We start from the raw sequence: 23,353 nt of genomic DNA on the forward strand, positions 1-23,353 counted from the left end.
TACAACATTGACGAGTAATTAATGAACACACGACTTTACATTACCATATCTGCGTTGGTCTTAATGGCAACGAATACGTTAGCTAAACAGCCCAATTTTCTAATTTTTGTTGCCGATGATCTGACTTTTCGTGATATTGGGGTCTATGGCAATCCAGATGTTAAAACACCAAACATTGATAGTTTTGCTGAACAAGGACTGAAATTTGACTATGCTTTTTCTAGCTCAGCGATGTGTGCTCCAACCAGAATGTCTCTGTATTCGGGATTACAACCTGTACGCAGTGGCGCACACCCCAACCACGGCAAAGTGTATGCCGGTACGCGGAGTTTACCTAATTACCTGAGGCCTTTGGGGTATCGTGTGGCATTGATGGGTAAACGCCATGAAGCACCTCATGCCAGTTTTAGCTTTGACTATCTTGGTGGTAGGCATGGTGATACCAAAAAAAATCAACAAGACTTAGATTTGACTTTAGCTCAGACGTTTTTTGCCGAAACTCAGCAACCATGGGCATTGGTTGTTGCGTCTAATCAACCGCATACTCCTTGGTTTAGAGGAGATAAATCTGCTTACCCACCTGAAACGTTAACCGTGCCGGACGGCTTAGTCGATACGCTGCAAACCCGACGAGCTTTAAGTGCATATTATGCAGAGATAACCTACATGGACCAGCAATTTGGTACTATTTTGCGCATGCTGGCGCAATCAGGTGCGGCAGATAACACTTTGGTGATGTTTTTATCTGAGCAAGGTTCCAACTTTCCTTTTGCCAAATGGACTTTGTACGACAATGGACACCGAGCTGCAGCATTGTTTCGCTGGCCTGGCAAGATAAAGCCCGCGCAACGTACCTTGGCAATAATGCAATATGTGGATGTACTACCCACCTTAATCGAAGCGGCTGGCGGGCATACTACGGGGATGCCACTGGATGGAAAAAGTTTGTTGAATGTCTTACTAAAACCTCAGCGTCGCCATCGTGATTACGCATTTGCTATTCAGACCACGCGAGGTATTTATTCTGGCTCAGCGTCGTTTCCTATTCGCACCGTACGTGATGAAAACTATCGTTTGATCTGGAATCTTAACTATCAACAAGCTTTTTCCAATACTGTTGTAAAACGCAAAGGGCCGTTACGTACACTCCAATCTTGGTATGACAAAGGAGGGAGTGCGTTAAATCGAGCAAATGCTTATTTGTATCGCCCAGAGTTTGAGCTTTATGACTTAAATAACGATCCGTTTGAACTCAACAATTTAGCAGGAAAAAAATCATTACACTCAGAGCAGAGTCGGTTGTATCAAGCATTGCAGAGTTGGATGCTCCAGCAAGGAGATCAAGGGATCGTTACTGAAATGATGGCACTGGACAGACAAGCGCCTAATGGGCGTTATTACCCTAAAGGGATCCCAGAAGATGGTTTGGCCATTGATTGGGACTATCAAGGGCTTTAGTGCGTATGTTGAGTAAAGTGTTAGAAAAGTCTGTTTGGACAGCACTGATCTTGAGTTTAAGTTTAAGTGCTTGGGCTTATAGCCCTGAGTTTTCCGATGAAAAAATCGTGCCTGTAAAGGGAAATGCTGTAGCGAAATTTTTTTCGTTGCAAAAGCAGGATCGTCAACTGGCATTCAATGAAGATATGGCAGCGTATCAAGGTAAGAAAAAAGACATCTGGCCAAGCGATCGTAAAATGGGTCATGAAGGTACTGATAGCCTTTATTATACCAGAGCTAACTACATACTAGGCCCATACTCAGAGCATAAGTGGGTAGGGCGTTTTTTAGGCCTTGGTGCACCTTTTTAGGAACATCAGGACCGTTGATGGATGACCGCTTTTATCAATGGTAAATGTGTGCCTTACGATAAATTGATTAAACAAAAAGACCAAGGCGATATCGCTTATACCGGTACTAAAAATGGAGCCATGCTGGTACCTATTACTATTAGCAAAGATGAATTAGGTGAAGTGCGATTTACAGTTAAAGATCGACGTTTTGCTAGCCTTGAACCAGAAGAAGTACAGCAATTTTAAACCAGGTAAGTTTAATGATAGCTGTGTGCATATGTGAGGAAACCATGAAACAAATACACCAATGGATCATTGTCATCAGCCTTTTATTGCTGAGTGCATGCTCTACAACTTATGTTGATACCTCTACTCAACCCGCAAAACGTTGGACTGAGCAAAAAGCCAATCAATGGTATAGCAATATTAAATGGCCAGTAGGCGCTAATTTTGTGCCATCGACCGCGGTTAACCAACTCGAAATGTGGCAGGAAGATACATTTGATCCAATGACTATTGATAAGGAATTGGCGTGGGCGGCGAGTATTGGCATGAACACCATGCGGGTATTCTTACATAACTTAGCGTGGCAGCAAGATCCTAGTGGCTTTTTAGATCGAGTTGATCAGTATCTTGCTATTGCTGAAAAACATAACATAGCGACTATGTTTGTATTTTTCGATAGTGTATGGGATCCAGAACCAAGCGTTGGGGTACAGCGCCCTGCGCGGCCTCATGTTCATAACTCGGGTTGGCTGCAGTCGCCGGGCAAATCTATTCTCTTAAATGAAAACAAGCAGATGGCATTAGCACCTTATGTTAAGTCGGTACTGACGCGTTATAAAAATGACAAGCGAGTTTTACTCTGGGATCTTTATAACGAGCCTGACAATGACAATCGCAACACTTATGGCGGTGCGAGTTTAACGCCAGATATTGCTGATAATAAGTCGCGATATGCGCTGAGTTTAATGAAAAAGGCCATGGCTTGGGCAAGAGAGGTGGATCCATCACAGCCAATAACAATAGGCGTGTGGGGTAATCCCAATTGGATTAACAACCCAACGGCACTAGAGCGATATTCACTGCAAGAGTCAGATGTAATTTCATTTCATAGTTATGGCAAAAAGCCGTTTACTGAACGTATTATTCGGCACTTGCAAAGCTACAACCGTCCGCTGTTTTGTACCGAGTATATGGCGCGTCCTACAGGGTCAACGTTCGAAGCAATATTACCATTATTTAAACAACACAAAATTGCTGCTTACAATTGGGGATTAGTCGCAGGCAAAACCCAAACCCAATATCCGTGGAATTCATGGCAACGCCAATATAAAACTGAGCCCAAGGTTTGGTTTCATGATATTTTTCGAGCCAATGGAACCCCCTATCGTCAACAAGAAGTTGACCTTATTAAAGCGTTGACCCAGCAGATACCTTAGACCCTGTAAACGAAATATTCTCAAACGATAAATTTAAAAAATTACTCACTAAAACGCTGAAGCAAAGTTTGAGTTTGGCAGAGCTTCAGCGCATTTTTGGACAATAAGATATGTCATTAAAACCAAATTTCGGAGCGAAAGTGTTACGCAAATTAATAGACTTGGTATGTGTCTTAATACTGACGTTAATTTCAGTTTCGAGCCATGCTAAACAACCACCCAATATTATGATTTATCTAGCTGATGATTTATCTCAACGTGATATAAGTGTTTACGGCAATGAGTTTATTGCTACGCCTGAATTAGAAAAAATAGCCGCGAGTGGTTTGGTGTTTAACCATGCTTATGTTGCTTCGCCTGCGTGTGCGCCTAGTCGTGCGGCAATGTTAACTGGGTTAATGCCTGCTAAAAATGGCGCAGAAGAAAACCATCAATATCCACGCAAGGGAATAAAGAGCCTTATTCTGAACTTGAAAGCACTGGGGTATGAGGTTGCTGCTTTTGGTAAAGTTGCCCATGGCAGTAAAGCAAGAGGTGAAAGCTTTGGCTTTGACTATTATAAGCCGCATTCCAACCTATATAACTACGATAATATCGGAAAATTAGAACGTATGGTTGGACAGTTTTTAAAAAATCGTCGCTCAAACCGCCCCTTGTGTCTATTTGTGGGAACCACTAATCCTCATGTTCCATGGAATGATCCTATAGTCGATTATGACCCTAATCACGTTGAACTTCCGCCTAAGTTTTTAGACACGCCGCAAACGCGGCGTCATCGAGCTAAGTATTATCAACAAATTAAAACCTTAGATCAGTTAGCCGGACGTTTATTTAAAATGAAAACTCAGCACCTTGGCGACAATACCTTGTTTATTCACAGTGCTGATCATGGTTCGCAATGGCCTTTTGGTAAATGGACACTGTATGATTATGGTACTCGCGTACCTTTTATCGCCCACTGGCCGGGTAAAATCAAGCCAGGGTATACAAACGCCATGGTTAGTTGGGTTGATTTGCTGCCAACCGTTATTGAGATAGCAGGTGGCTCAGCGCCAGACAATATTGATGGTCGTTCATTTAAACCTGTGTTGCTGGGTGATTCAAACCAACATAGAACAGAAATTTATACAACTACAACGGCGGATGGTGACAAGAATATCTATCCAAGTAGAGCGCTCCGAACTGCTAAATGGAAGTTAATTCATAATATTCACCCAGAGTACGCTTTTACTAATCATAGCGATTTATTACGCCGAGACGGTGCGGGCATGTATTGGCATGAATGGTGGGAGCTAGGCCAAGTTAATCCTAAAGCGATGGAAAAAATAATGGATTATTACAGCAACCCAGAGTTTGAGCTTTATAACATAGAGGATGACCCTTGGGAGATGAATAACTTGATTGATAAACCAGAAGTACAGTTCATTGTTAAATCATTTAAATTAAAATTACATAGTTGGATGCAAGAGCAAGGCGATAAGGTTAATAATAAACAAACACCCCGTTTATTAAATAAAACAGAAAGTTGGCAAACGGTATTGCAAGCGAAAAAAAGCTTAGTTAATTAGCTCTAGTGATTTGACGATAAGTTTTTGGGGCTAGGTTAGCATCAGAGCAACACATAAGTGTTAATAAGGTAATAGATGAGCTTGTTACTATTACCATTACTGAAAGATACGCCTACACGCGCTCTCAAGTTAGAGCAAATAAAGGCAGTGCGGGTACTGCATTGAATATTTTAAAGTTAAAAGCTTCAGAATAAGCAAATGCTAAAAAGTACAAACACCATCCAAACAGTAGGCTCCACAAATAGAGCCTACTAAATCGTTACTCGTTAGAAGCGGGCGCGAATACCTGCGCCAATTCGACGACCGGCATATTCAACTTGGAATACGCGTCCGAATGATTGCTCGCGGATAGTACCTTCATCGGTTAAGTTAATGCCTTCGAAGAACATGCTAACTTTTTCACTTAAGTCATAACTAGCATTGAGATCCCATTGGCCATAAGCTCGTCCATATTGGGCATCATTACCGCCGCCATTAGCGCGATAAATAAAGCGGTCACGCCAGTTATAAGCTAAACGAATTCCAAAGCCCTCTTTTTCGTAAAAGCCAATGATGTTGTAGGAATATTTGGCGAATCCTTCAACACCATCCTCTGTGGGTAGGGCAAAAGTAGCGAGGCGACTTTGATCGGTTTCAGTTGTATTGTCCCCCGAAGAAGAATCGGCATAGGTATAGTTAGCTTGGATACCATAGCCGTCTAACATGCCTGCAAAATTGTAAAGCCCTGCTAATTCTAAGCCTGTGATTTTGCCACCATCATTATTTTGAAAGCGATTATCTATTGCTAATAATCGTCCTAAGCCGGGCACATCGTAGCCAGTATCTAAGTTAGTCGAGACTTGAGTTATACCGGTAGTAATGTCTTTTGAAAATAAGCCGACACTTGCGCCATTGCCGTTTTCGCCATAGTACTCTAAGCTCAAATCCACTTGGTTGGCTTGGAATGGCTCTAGGTGTGGGTTAGAACCTGAAATACTAAAGTTCTCGAAGTTACCATTGACACTAGACTGCACGGATGAAGCAAACATGCCGGGCGCTGTCATAACCTTTGATGCGGCAAAACGAGCCACTAAGTCATCAGTTACATCGTATCTAATATTTAGGCTAGGTAATACAGTACTAAAATCTTTAGATACAGAAAGAGATTCTTTTTCGCCAATGAAATTAAGGTTTGCCCCTCCTGGATTTTCGATTGTGGAGCTATTGAAAACCAAATCTTGCGCTGTACCTGATGTTGTACGCTCAAGAGATACATAGCGTAAACCGATATTAGCAGACCAAGCCTGCGTGCCTAAATCGCCAGAAAAGTTAGCGCGTGCATAAAGTGAAGTTGAATCTTCTTTGGTTTCAAAAGATTCACGGTCACTTTGCGCTAAGTTGGCAATTTCAGGATCAATATTGGTCGCTAATGCTAGAAACTCATTGGGATCAAATGTAACCCAAGCTCGTGGAAAGTTTCCTGGTTCTTGTTCCATATAGTTATCAAATGGGAAGGGTTTGAATAGACTGTTTGGTAAATCAACTTTACTGGTATTACGACTACAACCTAAGCGACACCAAGTCGGTTGATTAGACAGCGCTAATTGTGATTTTTCACGCTCTGACTGGTAAACACCAGCTTGTACAGATTCAAACATACCCATGTCAACTGCATAGTCGACATCAAATCTCAATTCAAAAACCGAATCATCACGTTGTTGTTCTCGTAAACCAACAAAGTGAGCTTGGAATAAAGAAGGATCTTCTAGGTTAGTTCCTGGCGTTTGAATATCTGGGATAGTATTACCTGTGGTTGAGTCCAAGGTGTATTCGAAGAAGGCGCCAGGTGTTAGTTGATCCTTACGATTTACATTTTCTGCTTCTGAATAGGCAATATCTAATTCAACTGATAGTTGATCACTTAACGTACCTTGCCAGTTCAAGCCAAACATGGTGGTTTCGGTATCGTCTTGGAAAGGGCGTACTTCAACATCATTAGGGTTATTTGGCGCATTAAACTTAACAAATGTGCCATTGTCATCCAATACAGGGTTTAAGCGGACCGTGCCGCCTTCGGGCGAAAATTGCACGCCATAGCGAGTTTGGAAATTTCCAAAATCAATTAACATGGTATCGAAAGTGATGGTGTGGTCGGCCGTGGGTCGCCATTGAAACGTACCGGCTAAACTCAGACGTTCACGATTTTCGACTTCGGCAGTAAAATTGGGTTTGCCTGGGTGACGGCCGAACAAATCTTTGCCATCTACACCATCTGAATCCACTTTTCTGTATGCATAAGCACCAGCTTGAATATCTAGACGATCAATTCGTGTTTCTCTGTCGTCATAAGCCGCAGCAAATAATAAACCCATGGTGTCATCGTTGAACGTAGTGCTGAATAAACCCGAAAGGCGAGGGCTCCATTGTTCAGAAATACTTTGTTGAGTCATTTTCGCCGAGCCAACAAGAGTTGTACCTGGGTTGCTTAATGGGCGTGCGCCTTCCATATTGATGGTAGAACCTATGCCACCTTCAACTAAGTCTGCTGTTGGTGATTTATGAATTTGTACACCGGAGATTAATTCTGGCGCTAAAACCTGAAAGTCAAAGTCACGGCCCGTGTTGGTAGTTGCGATAAGACGGTTGTTATAGCGAACCGCATTAAAAGCCGGACCAAAACCACGTACGGTTACACCCGTACCTTCACCATTTGAGCGATCAATCGTTACGCCTGAAATACGCTGTAATGATTCGGCAACGTTTTGATCAGGGAATTTACCTATATCTTCCGCGGTAATGGCATCTACCACACTATCGGCACTGCGTTTAACATCCATCGCCTTGATTAAACTGGCGCGAATACCGCGAACTTCAATTATTTCTGTTTCTTCCAATTCGTTCGCGAAAGAAAAAGAAGATAGGCTAACTGCTACTAGTGTGCTTGAAGTCAAGATTGCTTGGCATATCTTGTTTTTTACAAACTTTGTTGTCATGAATTTTTCCAGTGTATTATTATATTAATATTAAATTTAGGCGAAATTTTGTTATCGCCTTGTTACAAAACGAATCAGACAATATTTTCCCTCATGGGAATTTGGAAAAATTTATTTTTTGTGGGATGAAAAACGATGTGTTGTTTAAATTATGTAGCAGCGCTGAGTTAGCGTATTAACTGTTAATTGACTAAATAAACCCGCGTTCACGCATGTATTGGCCGCATTTTTTAAATCCGTTAGAAATATGCTTTTCTACGGTTTTTTCGGCGATATTGAGTTCTTGGGCAATTTCTTTTTGGCTATAACCAAAGACGCGTTTTAACACAAAAGCTTTACGCGTTTGTGTTGGCAGTAAGCTAACCGCTTGGCAAAAAGTGGCGAGTTCTTGGTTATTTTGCGCTTGGGTGCAGGTGTCGTGACTCGGATTAAATATCTCTTCAACCCCAGTTTCAAACGACTCATCATAACCTGAGACTAGCCGTGTTTCAGCTCGCTTTAAGTAATCTAAGGCTAAATTTTTTGCCGTTTTCATCATAAATGATCTTGGATTGTGTAAATCATTAGAGTCGACTTGCTGGCAAACTTTGACATAGGTTTCTTGCACTATGTCTTCAACTTCTTTGGAAGGGACAATAATCGAGACTAATTGAGTGAGATTGTCACGTGCACTTAAATAGACTTGATATATTTGCTTGTTCTGATGTTCCATATTCCCTGCTTTAAAATATACCCAATTGGCTTGCTGCAGCTTGGTATCTGAATTTATCAATCATGTAATTTTTCCAGATACAAAATTTTAACAAATATATATGAGTTATTATATTATAAATTTAAGTTTGATTAAAAATTGATTTTAGCTGTTATTGTTACTTGTTTTTAGATTTAGTGTACGGCAGTGAAAACGCGAGTATTTGTTTTTGATTAAAGGCTAAGCCCTTTATATACCGCTTTTTTCATGTTGTGTTTATCTCTTAGGCTTATCTGATTAATTACAATAGAAAGGCTTTTTATCAGTAATCGGGTTATCAAAATATGACAATGAAATAACGTACTTAGGCGTATTTATTAATCGTAATTCTACTTTTATTGTGACTTTAACTAGATTTAATGGAGGTTTTGTATTACAAATATCTGAGTTTGCTATTATTAATTTAATAAAGCTGTACTATTCGTGACAAAATCCATGACATCTGATGATTTTTACTTAGCCTTGATTAAGGTTGAACCAAGCTATAATCGAATTTCGGTGCAAGGCCAGCAAATTGGTCTTGAATCAAAGTCCATGGCTGTATTGAATTACCTTGCGTTACGTCATCCGCGTGTTGTCAGCATTGATGAGTTATTAGAGCAAGTTTGGCTTGGTATGGTGGTTAGCAAGCAGTCGGTGCAGCGTTGTATTTGTCTTTTGCGCAAAGCGCTGCATGATCTTGAGCCTGACACTATTTTTATTAAAACCTTTCCTAAACTGGGTTATAAGCTTGAGGTGGAGCCTAGTTTTGCTAGCCCAGAACAGACTCCATTTAGCTCGGTTTCGAACCTTGATGCGACCAACAGGCGAGCGGCTGTTCGGAGAACCAAGTTTAGCTTGATGCTGGGGGTTGGTGGTTTAGTCGCGTGTTCTAGTCTTCCTCTTACTTATGTTAGTTACTCTGCCATGCAAACATTTGAATCCCCCAATATAGAGGTGTTAAATGAATATCGTCATGTATTTGCGGTTAGCGCCGAACTTGGTTTTAACGCTTATGTCGATCCTGAGCTAAATAGCTATAAAATAAGAGTTAGAGATAGAGAAACTCAACAAGATTGGAGCGTTTTTGAATTTGATGGTAGGGAATTACAAAATTTACAATTAGCTTGGCGTTGGCAAACTCACTCACTTTTTGCGATTTTCTCCGATCAGCAAAATATGAGTCAGCTTATGGCTTTTGACTTAGATTTAATTAATCAGCAAGTGATTGCTAGACGGCTTTTGTTGAATGACCCTTACCACACCTATCGAAGCCTAGAGCAATTTGATGAAAATTTTCTTCTTGCAGCTAGACACCCTCATCAAGAATTCGAACCTCAATTTTATTTAATTAATATTGATACTGGTCGAATCATTCCTTTTAAGTCACGTGCGGAAAGTGCGCAGGATGAAAACGCCAGTTAACTATTAGCCAGTTAACTATTAGCCCTAGAATCGATAATCACTTGGCGCGCTATCTGCTGTAGTGTTTCACTGGGTAACTGACTAACATACCAATCTATATCAATATCGGGTTGGCTGAGTAAATAATCTGTGTATTGAGTGATAAATCGCTGCTGGTGATAAGTCGATCTAAGCCAAGACAATACATAATTTACATCCTGCTTTTGACTAAATGAATAAAAGATATCTTGATTTAGCAGCCAGTCGTAAAACGTTGGCTCGTGACCAAAGTAATCAAATCCGAGTTGTAAGGTTTGCTCTGCATCAAGCACTGTTAACTCGTTAAAAGCCAGCGAATATGCAGCCTGATTTTGGCTATTATCGCCGATCGTGTGGAATACTTGCTGAATTATGTAGTCAACATCTCTATCTTTATTTGTCTCAACAATTACCTCGACCAATAAGTTTAAGCTGTCTTGCTTGTTGAGATCATTAATGAGTGCCAAGTCATTCCTTAATGTAACGGATTGCTGGACAATTCCTTGATTGAGTATGGCATTAATCACATTTGGTGAGGATATCCAGTTAGGCTGTTCAAGCAGCCATAATCGCGCTTGAATATAATTTTCAGTTAGAATTTGTTCAATAAAGCTTAGCCCTAATCCAGTGTTAAGACTGTCAAAATAGCCAGCCTGTTGCCAATAGTGAATTAAGTCGGCATCAATTGAGAATGCTTCGACTAATAGTACTTGCTGGATTTGTAATTTATTAGGTTTAACAATGGCTCTTTCAATTAACCCCCAGCTATGTTGACCATGTAACTGAATTAGCTCGCTTATTACTTGCCGTTGCAGTATGAAAATCTGCGTGCTGCTATCAAGCGGTTGTGCAAAGGCTTGGGCTAATAAAATCCGTGGTTCGCTTTGCAGCCAAGCTTGAGTGTAATTAATAAACTGCTGTTGGTCTTGATGCCATAACTGGATCAATTGATTGATATTAAAACTAGTGTACTGGTGCTGAGTGGTACTTGAGTGTTGGCGTATTTTTTCTATATCAGTTTCTCTGTTGTTTGTTTCCCTTTCAGGATGCATGAATGGATTTTCAAGGTTAGTAAGTTTAGGTTGCTCTGTTTGGCACAATAAATAAAAGGTGCTAGTTATCATAGATACTAATACGAGCACTTTGATCGAAAGCGCCTTTAGAATAGTCATACAGCGTACCTTTTATATGTTGTATCAATAAAATCAGTTAATCATTAAGTCACGATCTTGAATGTTATAAACTCGTCATTGTGGCGAACGCCGCAATCCAGTGGCTTTGGATATGTAAACCCGACTACATATTTCATGCCATTGCACACTGAAAAAAGGCACTGGATGCCGGGGCAAGCCCGGCATGACGAGGTTTATTTTTTTATGACCATACAAATCGTTTAACTGATCATTTTTATCATGACAAACAGCTAACAACCACAGCCAGTAACTAGACTTGGATTGCCAAAGTTGTAGTAGTTTTTAACCGCCCAAACGCCATTCATTTTCGCAGAGGCTTGGCCATTGCCTTGCTTGGCAGCAGGCGCTGATAGTTTAACGTTGGCGCCGTCGAGACTCTTTAAAGTGAGTTTAGAAGAGCTACTGCCTTTCATTACAATAAGCGGTAAATTGACTTTTCCACCGTTGTACCACAGCTTTTTATTAGAGCTGTATTCGGCGCGCAAACCTGAAGTATTAACCGTCGCATTAACTGTGCCGCCTGAGTTAGAGAATAAGGCTAAATTAAAGTGACCATTAGGATCTTGCCCTTGTTTAACTAATACATTATGTAAGTTATGAGTTGTGGTAGGTTTATCGCCCCAACCAAGCTGAAATGGTGCGCCATTGGAGTTATGAACTATGGTTACATTTTTAACATAAGTGTTGTTGGCATAAAGCTTAATGGCATCATCCCAAGTATCAATTTTGGTATTGGTAATTCGCGTGTTGGGGCCACCGCCTATGCCGTCTGAGTTACTGCGAAAATCATTAGTTCGCGTATTTAGAATGGTGACTCTATCGACATTTAAAGGCTGCTTTAACGCTGTAATTGCGTAAGTACGGGCATTGACGATAGTTAGGCTTTTAACTTTATACTGCGCGCTAGCTGATGCGTTGTAGTCAACACTGATTGCGCCATATTTCCATTTCTCGCAGTCATGCACGCGGTCATTACCCTTAGCACCTGCAGAGCAGCTGGTGGCAGGGTCGGGTACACCATCAGGCCCATGAGCCCATGCCTTGGTATTGGTACCAAAAATTTTACTGGTATTACGGTTACCGCCTTTTATGGTCATTGGCGCTTTTAACCTAAAGCCACCGGTTACCGTAACATTAGAATTGATATGCACAGTTTTAATACTCGTTGGCACAGTCCAGTAAAAGCCTTCTTTATTATTGTCATTACCAAACGATACCGATTTTTTGATCGTTAAGGTTTTACTGGTTGCATTCCAACTGGCGTTTGAGGTGTTTAAGCTGCTATGCACACCACTTGGCAGATTGGCGAATGCATATTGTGACAGAGATAAACTGGCTAAGGTCGCAGCCATCAGCATATGTTTTAATTTCATTTTTATTCTCCTAGATTGTTGTTAGTGCTTGATAAGCCTCTTGATGCTAGGCAAGAAAAAACAGGGAAAAAACACGCAAATGAAATGGTAAAGATTTAATCAGCTTACCTAAGGATTAGATAAACAAAATTGACTCTGTTGGTATATTTAACAATGAGAATAGATAAGGAAAGTCAGTCTTTGCTGAATCGAAAAACCTTAGTCGTCTTTGTTAGAAGTGTGTTTAAGGTGACGTTGTGGTATTAGTCGGTTTAAAGACTAGGTTAGCTAAAATTAAGGTGTTGTGACATCGTCAGTAAAGATGCAAATCTCGATAACCTAGAGGGAACAATAGATGTAATTTTCATTAAGCAAAACGGAAGTGAAGAAGATATTTCTGCTGAGTTTAATCTACACTTTTAAGCATAGATATGTGGGTAAAAAAAAGCGCCCCAAACGGGCGCTGAACAAAGCATACACATAAGATTTGATTTTCATCAAACCCTAATGGTGGTTAACTTTTTGTTTATTCACAACCAGTCAACACAGGATTAAATTTAACGATTTACAGGATTTAATTCATTGACCATATTGCTCCTTATATTGCCTTTTTGCCCTTAATCGACCTATAGGTGACTTAGTTGGTCACAGTGGGAAGTGTGGTCGTTAAATTGTTGACTTCAGAGGTTATTTCTCTGTAGTCATAACCTAAAATATAGCGATTTAATGAGCATTGTTAGGAACGTTTAGTGGGTTTTAATAAAAGACGCTGGGCCCCTGCGTTCGCAGGGGTGACGTTTAAAAATCTAACCTATGTTTTAAATTTAGATATTGTATTTTCCAGTTCTAAATTGTCGAACTACAAAAAGCCCTAGCAACACCAGTAAATAGCCTAAACTACCGCCGCCACTGCTTTGCTTGTTATCTGCATCCAGCTCTGGTTTAGGTTCGGGGGTTGGATCAGGCTCCGGAGTGGGCTCTGGACTTGGTTGCGGATCGGGTTCTGGAGTCGGTTCAGGATCTGGAGTTGGTTCAGGATCAGGGGTAGGTACAGGATCTGGGGTAGGATCGGGTTGTTGATTATCACAGCCTAAAAATCGAATATCTTTGCTGGTTGGGTTATCAATTTCAAAGTAATCCAATTTGTTGCTATCGGTTACACAAGTATTGGCAATGGTGACATTTTTAAATGAGACGTTTTGAATATAGAAAATTTTATCACCGTCAGATGATGGGTTCGTATCGCCACGCAATAACCCTTTTTTGCCAGGCAATAATCCATCAACCGTAATATTTTCTAACTCTAAATCGCCAATATAACCAACATTGGCATCGGCGACTTGCACTGCTATATTTTTACCGCCGTATGAGCGAGGCTTTAAGTTGACCAAGCCAGGGATCAAACCTTCAATGCGAATATCTTTAACACGGGTGACTTGATCAGGGTTGGCTGGATATTTATAAGGTTTATAGTCATAGCCAACTTGTGCCATAACTAGGCTATTGTTGTTGGCTAATTTAGTCCATTCAGGGTTAATAATATCGATATTTTGCATTGTCGATCCCCCTGATTTATAGCTGTTGCTATTGGCTTCGCCACCCCAGCCGTAAGTTAGGATCCCGCCATTATGGCCAGCCCAAAGTACAGAATCTTTGATGGTTAACCCAAAGTTATAGAAGTGATCATCAACTGGGCGTAAAAAGCTGTTGCTGACAACTGACTTATGGCCAATACGTACTGCATCGTTATTAGCATGCCAACCAAACATTTTTATATTGTTAAGCGTATTGTTCCAGTTACCGACAATGCCATGAAAGGGCGCGTCCATATACATAATGCCGTCAATTGTAGAATTGTTGTAAAGGTGGATTAATTCGCCAATTCTAAAGCCATCGTAGCCGGGGTGATCTTTCCAAAGATATTGGCGACCAGTAAGAATACCGCGGCCAAATATTTTCACGCCGTTTACATTCTGTGGCGCGTCAATATAACCTTCAACAAAAGCGCCGGGGGCAAAATACACTTGTTGATTAGCGCTTAACTCTAGCTTGCCGCGATCACTAATCACTTCGCCTGTGGCGTTAAAATCAGCCAAGTTATGATAGCCGGTGTCAAAATAGATGGTTTGTGCGTTTTCAATATCATGCGCGCTGACATCGTTCGTATATTTTACTACGCCGTTAGCGTTGATATTGGGTACATCCGTTTCAGGTGTATCGACAAATATCATCAGCATATGCTTGATCCATTTATGCTCGGGCGTTTGATTGTCGGCGTGAACAAAGTTAACTGAGATAAATTTTTGATTACTATCTAAGTCAAAATTAACGGTTTTGCTGTTTTGAAAGTTAGCATTGAGTTGGTAGCTTCTGGGAGCTAGTTTGACTTCACTCGCATTGGCACCAAACAGTTTGTTAACTTCAATATTAATGGTTTTGCCCATTTCCGGTTGGTAGTTAAACCAAGCAAAAGAAAAACTGCGGCCCTGCATTTCGGCTTTCATCCAATTGCTTGGATAATCGAGAGGCGACATTAATACTGTAATATTTTGTTTATTGTTGTTCTCGTCGGTGACGGCCACAGTGTACTTGTCTGAAACTATCGCCTGACCATTGGCTGTTGGCCATTGGTAGGTCTCTATTGCAGCAAAGACTTTATTAGAAAATATAATACTACAAAAGAGTAGCGTGCGGATAAGCGCATATAAAGGTTTGGACATAAGTGTGCTTCCTATGGTTTTTTAATTTTTCTAGTTCGTTTGTTTTAAAACCGATGTTCTGAATTCTGATGGCGTACAGGCAAAGCGTTTTTTAAAGGCGCGATAAAAAGGACTTTGTTCTGTATAGCCAATTTGCAGGGCAACGCTTTTAATCGCACAGTCTTGCTGGCTTAACAGATACTTGGCCTTATCCAGTCTGAAATCACGAATATAGTCGGCAGGCGAGGTATTGGTTATCGCTTTAAACTTACGATAAAAAGCACTTTTGCTAATCCCCATTTCTAACGCCAGTTTTTCGGCATTAAACCCAGAGTGTTCGTAGTTGTTGTCAATAATGGCCTGAAAGCGCTCGATAAATTGCTGCTCTTCAAAGCTGAGGGTTATTGGGGACGCTGCATCTAAATCGTCACCTGTTGCTGCATGGTTAGATTCTCGTTGTGTCGACTGGTTGCCGTTATTAGTGCCGTTATTGTTGGCGTTATGACTACTAAGGCTTGATGCCGAGCTAATGTTGCTTTGTCTTACTAAATTTAGCTTGTGCTCAACTGATTGTGCTACTGTTTTTAAACTTTCTATATGGTTATTGATTTTTATCTTGAGTAATTCTGTCGATACAGGTTTTTGTAAGTAGTCAATTGCCCCGTAAGACAAACCTTGCTGCTCGCTTTCTTTTGAGGAGAGCGATGTTTGTAAAATAACTGGGATATGGCTGGTCGCTAGGTTTTGTTTTAAGCGATGGCAAAGCTGAATACCGTCTAGTTCACCCGGCATAATAATGTCTGACACAATAATATCTGGTGCAATTTTGTTGGCAATTTCAAAGCCTTCGCTGCCATTTTTGGCCCAGATCACCTTGTAGTCGTCTTGCAATTCGCTTTGAATAAATTGGCCAAGTTCTGGTTGGTCTTCAATGAGTAATACAACCGGTTTATTACTGTTTTCTAGGTCGTTTAGCTCAGATTCATCGATCTTGATTTCTGTTTGTTGGCTAGCGAACCGTTGAGTGGGAATGCGCACTGTAAAGCAACTGCCAAACTCAGGTTGAGCGTTTTCTTCTTTGTCGTGCTTTGTATGTACAGGACTGGTGACCTTAATACTACCACCTAACAATTCAACCAGTTCTTTAACTAAAGCAAGGCCAACCCCAAAGCTAACTTGCTTGCTACCTAGGGTGCGATGGCATGTGTAAAAGGGATCGAATATTTCTTTAACCTGATCTTTTGGTATACCTTCGCCTTGGTCGGTCACGCTAAACAGGATCTCTAATGGTAACTTTGATTTTGTATTGCTGCCAAAGCTCAGATTAATGCTGATGTCGGAGCCGTTAGGTGAGTATTTCACCGCATTGGATATCAAGTTTTCGATAATCTTACGTAACGCATCTTGGTCAATTTGGCAAAGGAATTCAGTTGTATCACAGTGGAATTGAATGCTTTGTTGCTTATGCTCGGCGATATTACTGAAGTTGGCGCAAATCATTTTACAAAAACTGACGAGTTCACAGGTTTTCGGTAAAAGCATTAAGTGGCCTGATTGTGACTTGCGATAGTCCAAAAGCTGATCAACCAACTCGTTTAAGCGGATTGCATTGTTTAACGCCAAATCAACGGTTTGATTGTCTGCACCATTGGCTAGCTGTTCACGCGCAAGCTTTTCCAACGGTCCAATGACTAATGACAGTGGTGTTCTTAATTCATGTGAGATATTGGTTAAGAATTTTAAACGCGCTTTATCTAATACCGATATATGTCGCACGCGCTGTACCAGCAGGGCGATAATCAGGCCGGCAATAACGATAGGGAAGAGTATGATTAATGCTTTAAACCACAGTGTTTGCCAAAATGGCTGGACAATAGTAAAGGCTAAAGCTGCAGGGGTCGGGTCGATGTTGCCATGACTATCGCGCGCTTTAACTTCGATATTATATTCACCAGCGGGTAAATTATTGAAAAGTTGGCTGGTGTCAAAACTAAACTCCGACCAATGTGCTAATTCTTGTTCACTGTTGTCATTTTGTCTATCAATTAAACGAAAACTGTATTCGAGTTTAGCGGTTGGTGTTTCTGAAAGGTAGTCTTGCCCGTGCCAAGCCAGATAAATCGATTGATTGTACTCTTGCTGTTTTTGCTTAATGTTGACTAGGGTGTTGGGCGCTTTGCTATTCAGTTGATAGCGTATGGTTTTTAAACCAAAATTTTTGGTATCTGGATAATCTTTACGGTAAATCCAATTAGTATTAAAAAAGCTAACCCAAATAGCTCCGTCTTGGCTCTGTTTTAAGGTGCGTCCACGACGCTCGCCTGTGGCATAAGGCAAATCAATTGCAAACCAGCGCTGGCCGTCAAATTTTACCGCACCAACGTCAGTTAACGCCAAATAGTGGCCTTGTTGTAGTTTTAATAGATTAGAGATTTTATTGGTTAAAAAGCCATTAGAGCGATTAATTGACGACCATTGTTTTCCATTATATTTAATAAGACCGCCGCCCCAAGTTGCCGACAGTATGTGCTGGTTATCATCAATGATCACGTCGTCGATCCAACCGGTTTTCAGTTCTAGTGGCAGTTTAAGCGATTTAAATTGATAGTTGTTATATTGGCGTAGACGGTGACCATTTAAAATCAGTTGGTTGTCATCTAAAACTATGATATTGCTAACTTTGTGGTAATCAATTTCAAATAGTTTATCACGCAGACCATTTGGTGTTTTAGTGATTTCCAATAAGGTTGATTTGTATAACTCGAGATCGCGTTTATCGTCGTTGGAACCAAAATAAAACTTGTTATTTTTACCTTCGATTGGCGATAAATAATGAATAGATTTACCAAACTCAGGGTAGAAATACTGTCGCCAAATGTGGCCATTGAAATAACTGATTGCGGCTTGTTGATTATGTGAGCCGGCTACCCAAATATGACCTTGGCTGTCACATAACACGCTAGATGGGTATTGAATAATATTGTCGCTGCTATCAAAGGCATACCAGAGCTTTTTCTGTTCAGAAAATTGTACTAACTGATTTTGGTTAGACAGAAAAAAATCGTCGCCATTGGGCGCTTCACATTGGAAGAGAAGGTCTTGATAAACCTTAGGATTAGTATGATTATCAGGAAAGCGTTTTATACTGGCGCCAGGTTCAATTAACCAGATATGCCCGTCCGGTGATTGTTTAAATGTGACCCCATCAAAGTCACCGGTGATCCTATGTTGCTCATAGTCTTGTTGTTGCCAAGTGAGCCCTTTGTCTTGCGAGAACAGGATTTGTTTACCTGCGGGCAAAATATAGTCGCCACTGGCTGTTTCGAATAGCGAGTGGTTTTGGCCTTGGGAGCGCACATGGTGCGGTAATTTGACGGGGTGCCAGCGAGATTCTCCGACTTTTAGGCGACGTGTTGCACTGGAATACTCGCGATTCATTACCCACATGCTTAAATCCGATAACTGGGTAATATGACCATTAAAACCAATCTCTTTAGCATGTTTAGAACGCATTAGTTGTGGCCACTGCCGTTTTAAATGCACAGCGCCTTCGTGTACCGAGTAGCGGCTTACGGTGCCAGTTTGACCGCCCAACAGCCAAATGTCGCCAAGGTGATCGATAGCCAATGATGAGATCCATTGATGTTCGGTATCGAACAAACTGACTTGGTCTTGGTAAATTCTGACAATTTTGGATTCGGCGGCAAACCAAATTGCGCCAAGCTTATCTTCGTGGCCATCATTGATATAGTATTCGGTTTTATTGGAATACAGTGGCGTACCTTGCATTAAGGCTTGCCAATTTGTGCCATCGTATTTATAGATGGCATTTTTAGCTATGGCATATACAGCGCCGTTTCTGGCGACTTTTACTAGGCGAAACTCACTGGTCTCAATACCGTGTTCGATACCAAACTTAGTTAAGGTATAGCCGTCATAAAACATGACACCTTCGATTGAGGCGATCCACAGCTGGCTATTGGCATCAAAGTCCAAGTTTTTAACTAAACGACTTGGTATCGCTTCAATCACATGCCATTTGGCTGGATTGGCTAACACGCTTGGGATCTTGGGTTTGTAAATCGTTTTAGCGTGCAGAGAGCAGGCGAACACAAGCATGATGAACAAGCTAGTCACCTTAAATATCAAATTTACTCGCCAAACTTTCGCCATTTTCTACCTGTAAACCCGAGTTTTTCAATTTTTGATTAGTTGAGACAAGGCTAGCTATTTTTGTAGGTTCGACGCTTGCGTCGTATTTTGAGCTTTGACGAAGCAGCAGCTTCGACCTACAAAAGATCCATAGCATTTTTCACCTACCCAAAACCGTAAATGTTGCCACTTCGTTAAATTACATGTGGGAACATATCATGATTTTATTGTATTACAAAATAAGTGTTTTTGTTAGGCGGGGTAATAGGGTAAATATTGAAAATTCTGCCTAAATGTAAAGTTAATTAACGTAAATACCTGATATTAATATATAAATTAAGTTTTAAAACCCTGTCTATCAATCATGACTATAAATCGCAAAACGCTAAATTTAGTTTATTTGTATGTCAAATTGTAAGTTTGGTCAATACAAAGGTAAGGATTGTCAATGTTTCGATTAACAAAAACCTTTAAGTTTTAACAAAAGGAAAACGAACGAAGTCAGTTCGTGTCGTTACGGCCTTTTATGGTTTTAAACCGGGAAAATAAATACTCATACCCAAAGTACAGGACGTGCAAATAACACAAACCGTGACACGCACAATTATTTGTAAGCACGAAAAAGTAGGTGGAACAAATATGTTCAAGCAAAACCCATTAGCCAAGCACATTCGATTGAGCTTGCTGGCTTCTCTGGCCATATCTTATGTGCCTTTATCTTATGCACAAGAAGCCACAGCCGACAATAACAACAATCAAAATCAACAAGAAGCTGAAGATACCGAAGTCATTTCTGTGACAGGTGTTCGTAACTCATTACGCGATGCGGCGTTTTTGAAAAAATCAGCTGAGCAAATCATGGATGCCATCGCTGCAGAAGATATTGGTCAATTACCTGATAACAATATCGCAGAAGCATTACAGCGTGTTACCGGCTTGCAGATTGGCCGCGACGATACCGGTGCCGGTTCCAATTTCCAGGTGCGTGGTCTTTCGCAAAACCGAGTCGAGGTCAACGGCCAAAGTATGGCATCTGCCGATGAAACGCGCTCAGCTTCATTTAATAATGTTGATTCAGCGCTATTTAAAGCGATAGAAGTTTATAAGTCGCCAACTGCCGATATGGTTGAAGGGGCAATTGGTGCGACTATCCGTCTTAAAACGTTTAAACCCTTAGACAAGAAAAACGGCTTTGTTAACTTAAATGTGCAAGGTACGCAAGACGATTTAGTTGACGATACCGGTAGTAAAATTTCACTAGCGGCTGCCGAGCGTTGGGACTCAGACAGTATTGGTCAATTTGGTATTTTATTTAATGTATCAAATGAAGAGCGTTTTGCTGAAACCCATGAAATGAAAACTAACTGGTCGCCTGCGCTTACTCAACAAATCGACAATAATAGGTTTCTTAATGGTAGTTTACGCCCAGCAACAATTAATGCTGCAGGTGAACGCGTTGATTTATTGTCATCGGATGCGAGCGTTCCTTATGCCGCTTATCGTCCTGAAGATCTTGAGCTAGCCAGTAAAGGCTTTGAGCAAACTAACTTATCAATTGATACCACCATTCAGTGGGCGCCGACCGAAGATCTTGAAATTACCTTATTTGGTCAAACTTCGGATTTTGAGCGTATCGCCACCGATCAAGTAATGAAGTACGGTACGCGTCACCAAGATAACGAAGTTTTAGATTACGATTTAATCGCCACAGAACGCAATGACACACCGACTATTTTAGGTGCTTGGACTCGTCCAGCACAAAGCTTTGAATATCAAAAAAGTCAGGAATATGTAAATGCATTGGCGCTAAATAGCCCGCTAGCCGAAGGCTTAGCGTATTATGTGCCGGTATTAGATCCAGTTGAACGATATATTGTGCAATCAGCCACGGTTAGCCCAACTGGCAGTCCCTATCACGCACCCGTTGCTAGTCAATATAGCTCGTCTATTAGTAACACCAAAACCAATACTTATAGTTTGGGCTTTAAATACTTTATAAATGATGGGTTATCGTTAGAAGCCAAGTATGCATTTTCAGAAGCCAAAAGCGACAACGATGGCATAGCACAACGTTTAAGCCCAGGTACAACAACAACCGATACAGCGGCTAATTCATTGGCTCAAGCCTATACCTATTACGATTTTAGTCCCACTGTTGATTTACCCGAATTTGGCGTAATTGCGGTTGACAGTAACAATTACACTTCTCGTAATTTGTCAGAAGATTTAAATAATCCCTCTTTGTATGCATTACATAATGGTTGGGGATTTTTGACCCAATCAACCAACCAAAAAGACGAACTCAGTTTAGATTTTGATTGGAATGTTGACGGAAACTTTATTACCAAAGTTGAGTTTGGGGCACGCTTTGCCAACAATCATATTAAGCGCTCTAAGCAAGAATTGAAGTTTATCAACTTTGGCACCAATTCCATTTTTTCGACTAACTGGCGCGCGTATGACCGCGATTTATCGGTAAGACCACAAGGTGAAAAAGTCACAGGTAACGACAAAATTGCGTTGGAATTTGCAGAGCAAGTCATGGCAGAAGAGTACGGAATCGACAACTATTTTTCTCGTCATTTAACTTTGAGTCCTAAGCTGTTTCCAAACACTGATGGCGCCAATTTTGATCAATGGATGACATTTAATTTAGGTCATAACGATTTTAAACAACTGTTATTGGGCGCATTTCCGGGGCGTGCCGGTGATTGCTTGATTTTTGATAAGGATGCCAGTCAATGTAATACCGAATTATATGAATTCCCAGACGCAGAAGATGTGAACAGCAGAGGCTACAATGAATTTGACCATGTACTCACTATTCCTAAAGCGCAATATGTTAAAGATGGCTCTTACCCTTATTTGATCACCGAAGAAACCCGCGCATTGTACGGCAAGGTTAACTTCGAAAATGAAGTGTTTACTATTCCGGTCTCGGGTAATTTTGGTGTGCGTTACGTAGAAACAGAAACAACGTCATTGGGTGTGCATACCACTCGTTTCCTTAACGATGAAGATAAACAGCTTAAGGATTTAGATGGTTTAGATGTCGAACAATACGACCCGCTATATTTTACCAACGAGTATAGCAATTTACTGCCGTCACTTAATGTTAACTTCCTTGTGACAGACGATATGTTTATTAGGGTGGCTATGGCTAAAACCATGTCGCGTCCTAACCCAACTGACTTATCGCCGTCGTTAGATTTACCTAACTATTCATGGACAGCCAAACTGGGTAATCCAGGACTAGAACCACAAGAAGCGACTAACTTTGATTTTTCTTGGGAGTGGTATATCAATGATACCAACACCTTATCGGCAGCGATTTTTGCTAAGGAATTAGAAAACTTCTTAACTTTACGTCACTACACTATTTTCTCGCCAGCTGATCGTAATGGCGATGGTGACTTTAGAAACGACCCTGTAACAGTTAGCCAACCGTTTAACGGTGGTGACGGCAAAATTAAAGGTATTGAGTTAGCTGCGTTACATACGTTTGATTATTTACCTGGCTTTTTAAGCGGCTTTGGGGTGCAAGCGAACTACACGTTTACCGATAGTTCACAAGATTCGGGCTCCAGTCAGTTAGATGGCTCAACCTTACCTGTATTTAACTTGTCACAAGATAGTTACAACTTGTCAGTGTTTTACGACAAATATGGCTTTAACTTCCGTGCGGCATACAACTATCGAACCGAGAATCTCAACGGTAGCTCTACCGCGGGTACCGATCCGCAATTGTATGTTGATGCTTTGAGTTATGAAGATCCCAAAGCCGTACCGTCTCTTGGTATTCAATTACCCGAGTGGAATGACGAATTTGCGACCTTAGATTTATCGGCCAGTTATAAATATAAGAATGTTCGAGTGTACTTACAGGCTCGCAATGTGCTGTCAGAAGCCAATCGCCGCTATGTAGGTGATATGACGACAACCAAGCATATTTTAAGTCGTTACCAAGAAACAGGCGCAAATTATGTAGCCGGCGTAAGCGTAAACTTTTAAT

The 23,353-nt window shown here is 40.9% G+C and carries 13 protein-coding genes; 7 read left to right on the forward strand and 6 right to left on the reverse strand.

Annotated features, from left to right (window positions below):
- Positions 1–21 precede the first annotated feature (21 nt).
- The 5 genes from C2869_RS07625 (at position 22) to C2869_RS07645 (ending at position 4,800) form a co-directional block, all read left to right on the forward strand.
- A complete protein-coding gene (locus C2869_RS07625) occupies positions 22–1,458 on the forward strand; it encodes a sulfatase family protein (protein ID WP_108602379.1) in 1,437 nt (478 codons plus the stop codon).
- A 5-nt stretch (positions 1,459–1,463) separates the two neighbouring features.
- A complete protein-coding gene (locus C2869_RS07630) occupies positions 1,464–1,808 on the forward strand; it encodes a glycoside hydrolase family protein (RefSeq protein ID WP_108602380.1) in 345 nt (114 codons plus the stop codon).
- A gap of 21 nt (positions 1,809–1,829) precedes the next feature.
- A complete protein-coding gene (locus C2869_RS07635; protein ID WP_108602381.1) occupies positions 1,830–2,036 on the forward strand; it encodes a hypothetical protein in 207 nt (68 codons plus the stop codon).
- A gap of 44 nt (positions 2,037–2,080) precedes the next feature.
- Positions 2,081–3,232: a cellulase family glycosylhydrolase gene (locus tag C2869_RS07640; protein WP_108602382.1), complete on the forward strand. Its 1,152-nt coding sequence runs from the start codon at positions 2,081–2,083 to the stop codon at positions 3,230–3,232.
- A 110-nt stretch (positions 3,233–3,342) separates the two neighbouring features.
- Complete coding sequence (locus C2869_RS07645; protein ID WP_108602383.1) at positions 3,343–4,800, forward strand: sulfatase family protein; 1,458 nt, start codon at positions 3,343–3,345, stop codon at positions 4,798–4,800.
- Between the two features lie 266 nt (positions 4,801–5,066).
- Here the strand turns inward: C2869_RS07645 and C2869_RS07650 are convergent, their stop codons facing one another.
- Together C2869_RS07650 and C2869_RS07655 are read right to left on the reverse strand one after the other, a co-directional pair.
- On the reverse strand, positions 5,067–7,772 hold the full coding sequence (locus C2869_RS07650) for a TonB-dependent receptor (protein WP_108602384.1): 2,706 nt from the start codon (positions 7,770–7,772) through the stop codon (positions 5,067–5,069).
- A gap of 190 nt (positions 7,773–7,962) precedes the next feature.
- A complete protein-coding gene (locus C2869_RS07655) occupies positions 7,963–8,544 on the reverse strand; it encodes an RNA polymerase sigma factor (RefSeq protein ID WP_228710799.1) in 582 nt (193 codons plus the stop codon).
- 402 nt (positions 8,545–8,946) lie between these two features.
- On the opposite strand from C2869_RS07655, the gene C2869_RS07660 reads away from it, so the two are divergent.
- Positions 8,947–9,927: a winged helix-turn-helix domain-containing protein gene (locus tag C2869_RS07660; RefSeq protein WP_159084091.1), complete on the forward strand. Its 981-nt coding sequence runs from the start codon at positions 8,947–8,949 to the stop codon at positions 9,925–9,927.
- An 11-nt stretch (positions 9,928–9,938) separates the two neighbouring features.
- Here C2869_RS07660 and C2869_RS07665 read toward each other — a convergent pair whose 3' ends face one another.
- The 4 genes from C2869_RS07665 to C2869_RS07680 all read right to left on the reverse strand — a co-directional run bounded on the left by C2869_RS07665 (position 9,939) and on the right by C2869_RS07680 (position 19,308).
- Positions 9,939–11,117, reverse strand: a complete 1,179-nt coding sequence (locus C2869_RS07665) for a hypothetical protein (protein WP_159084092.1) — start codon at positions 11,115–11,117, stop codon at positions 9,939–9,941.
- Between the two features lie 251 nt (positions 11,118–11,368).
- Positions 11,369–12,511 (reverse strand): hypothetical protein, encoded by a 1,143-nt coding sequence (locus C2869_RS07670; protein WP_108602387.1) that lies wholly within the window; start codon positions 12,509–12,511, stop codon positions 11,369–11,371.
- An 803-nt stretch (positions 12,512–13,314) separates the two neighbouring features.
- Positions 13,315–15,210, reverse strand: coding sequence for a hypothetical protein (locus C2869_RS07675; protein WP_108602388.1), 1,896 nt, complete (start codon positions 15,208–15,210; stop codon positions 13,315–13,317).
- Between the two features lie 30 nt (positions 15,211–15,240).
- Entirely contained in the window at positions 15,241–19,308 is a 4,068-nt protein-coding gene (locus C2869_RS07680; protein ID WP_228710820.1) for a hybrid sensor histidine kinase/response regulator transcription factor, read from the reverse strand.
- A 672-nt stretch (positions 19,309–19,980) separates the two neighbouring features.
- Here C2869_RS07680 and C2869_RS07685 point away from each other — a divergent pair.
- On the forward strand, positions 19,981–23,352 hold the full coding sequence (locus C2869_RS07685) for a TonB-dependent receptor (RefSeq protein ID WP_108602390.1): 3,372 nt from the start codon (positions 19,981–19,983) through the stop codon (positions 23,350–23,352).
- The last annotated feature ends 1 nt before the right edge of the window (position 23,353 follow it).

It is taken from the genome of Saccharobesus litoralis (assembly GCF_003063625.1).
Lineage (GTDB): Bacteria > Pseudomonadota > Gammaproteobacteria > Enterobacterales > Alteromonadaceae > Saccharobesus > Saccharobesus litoralis.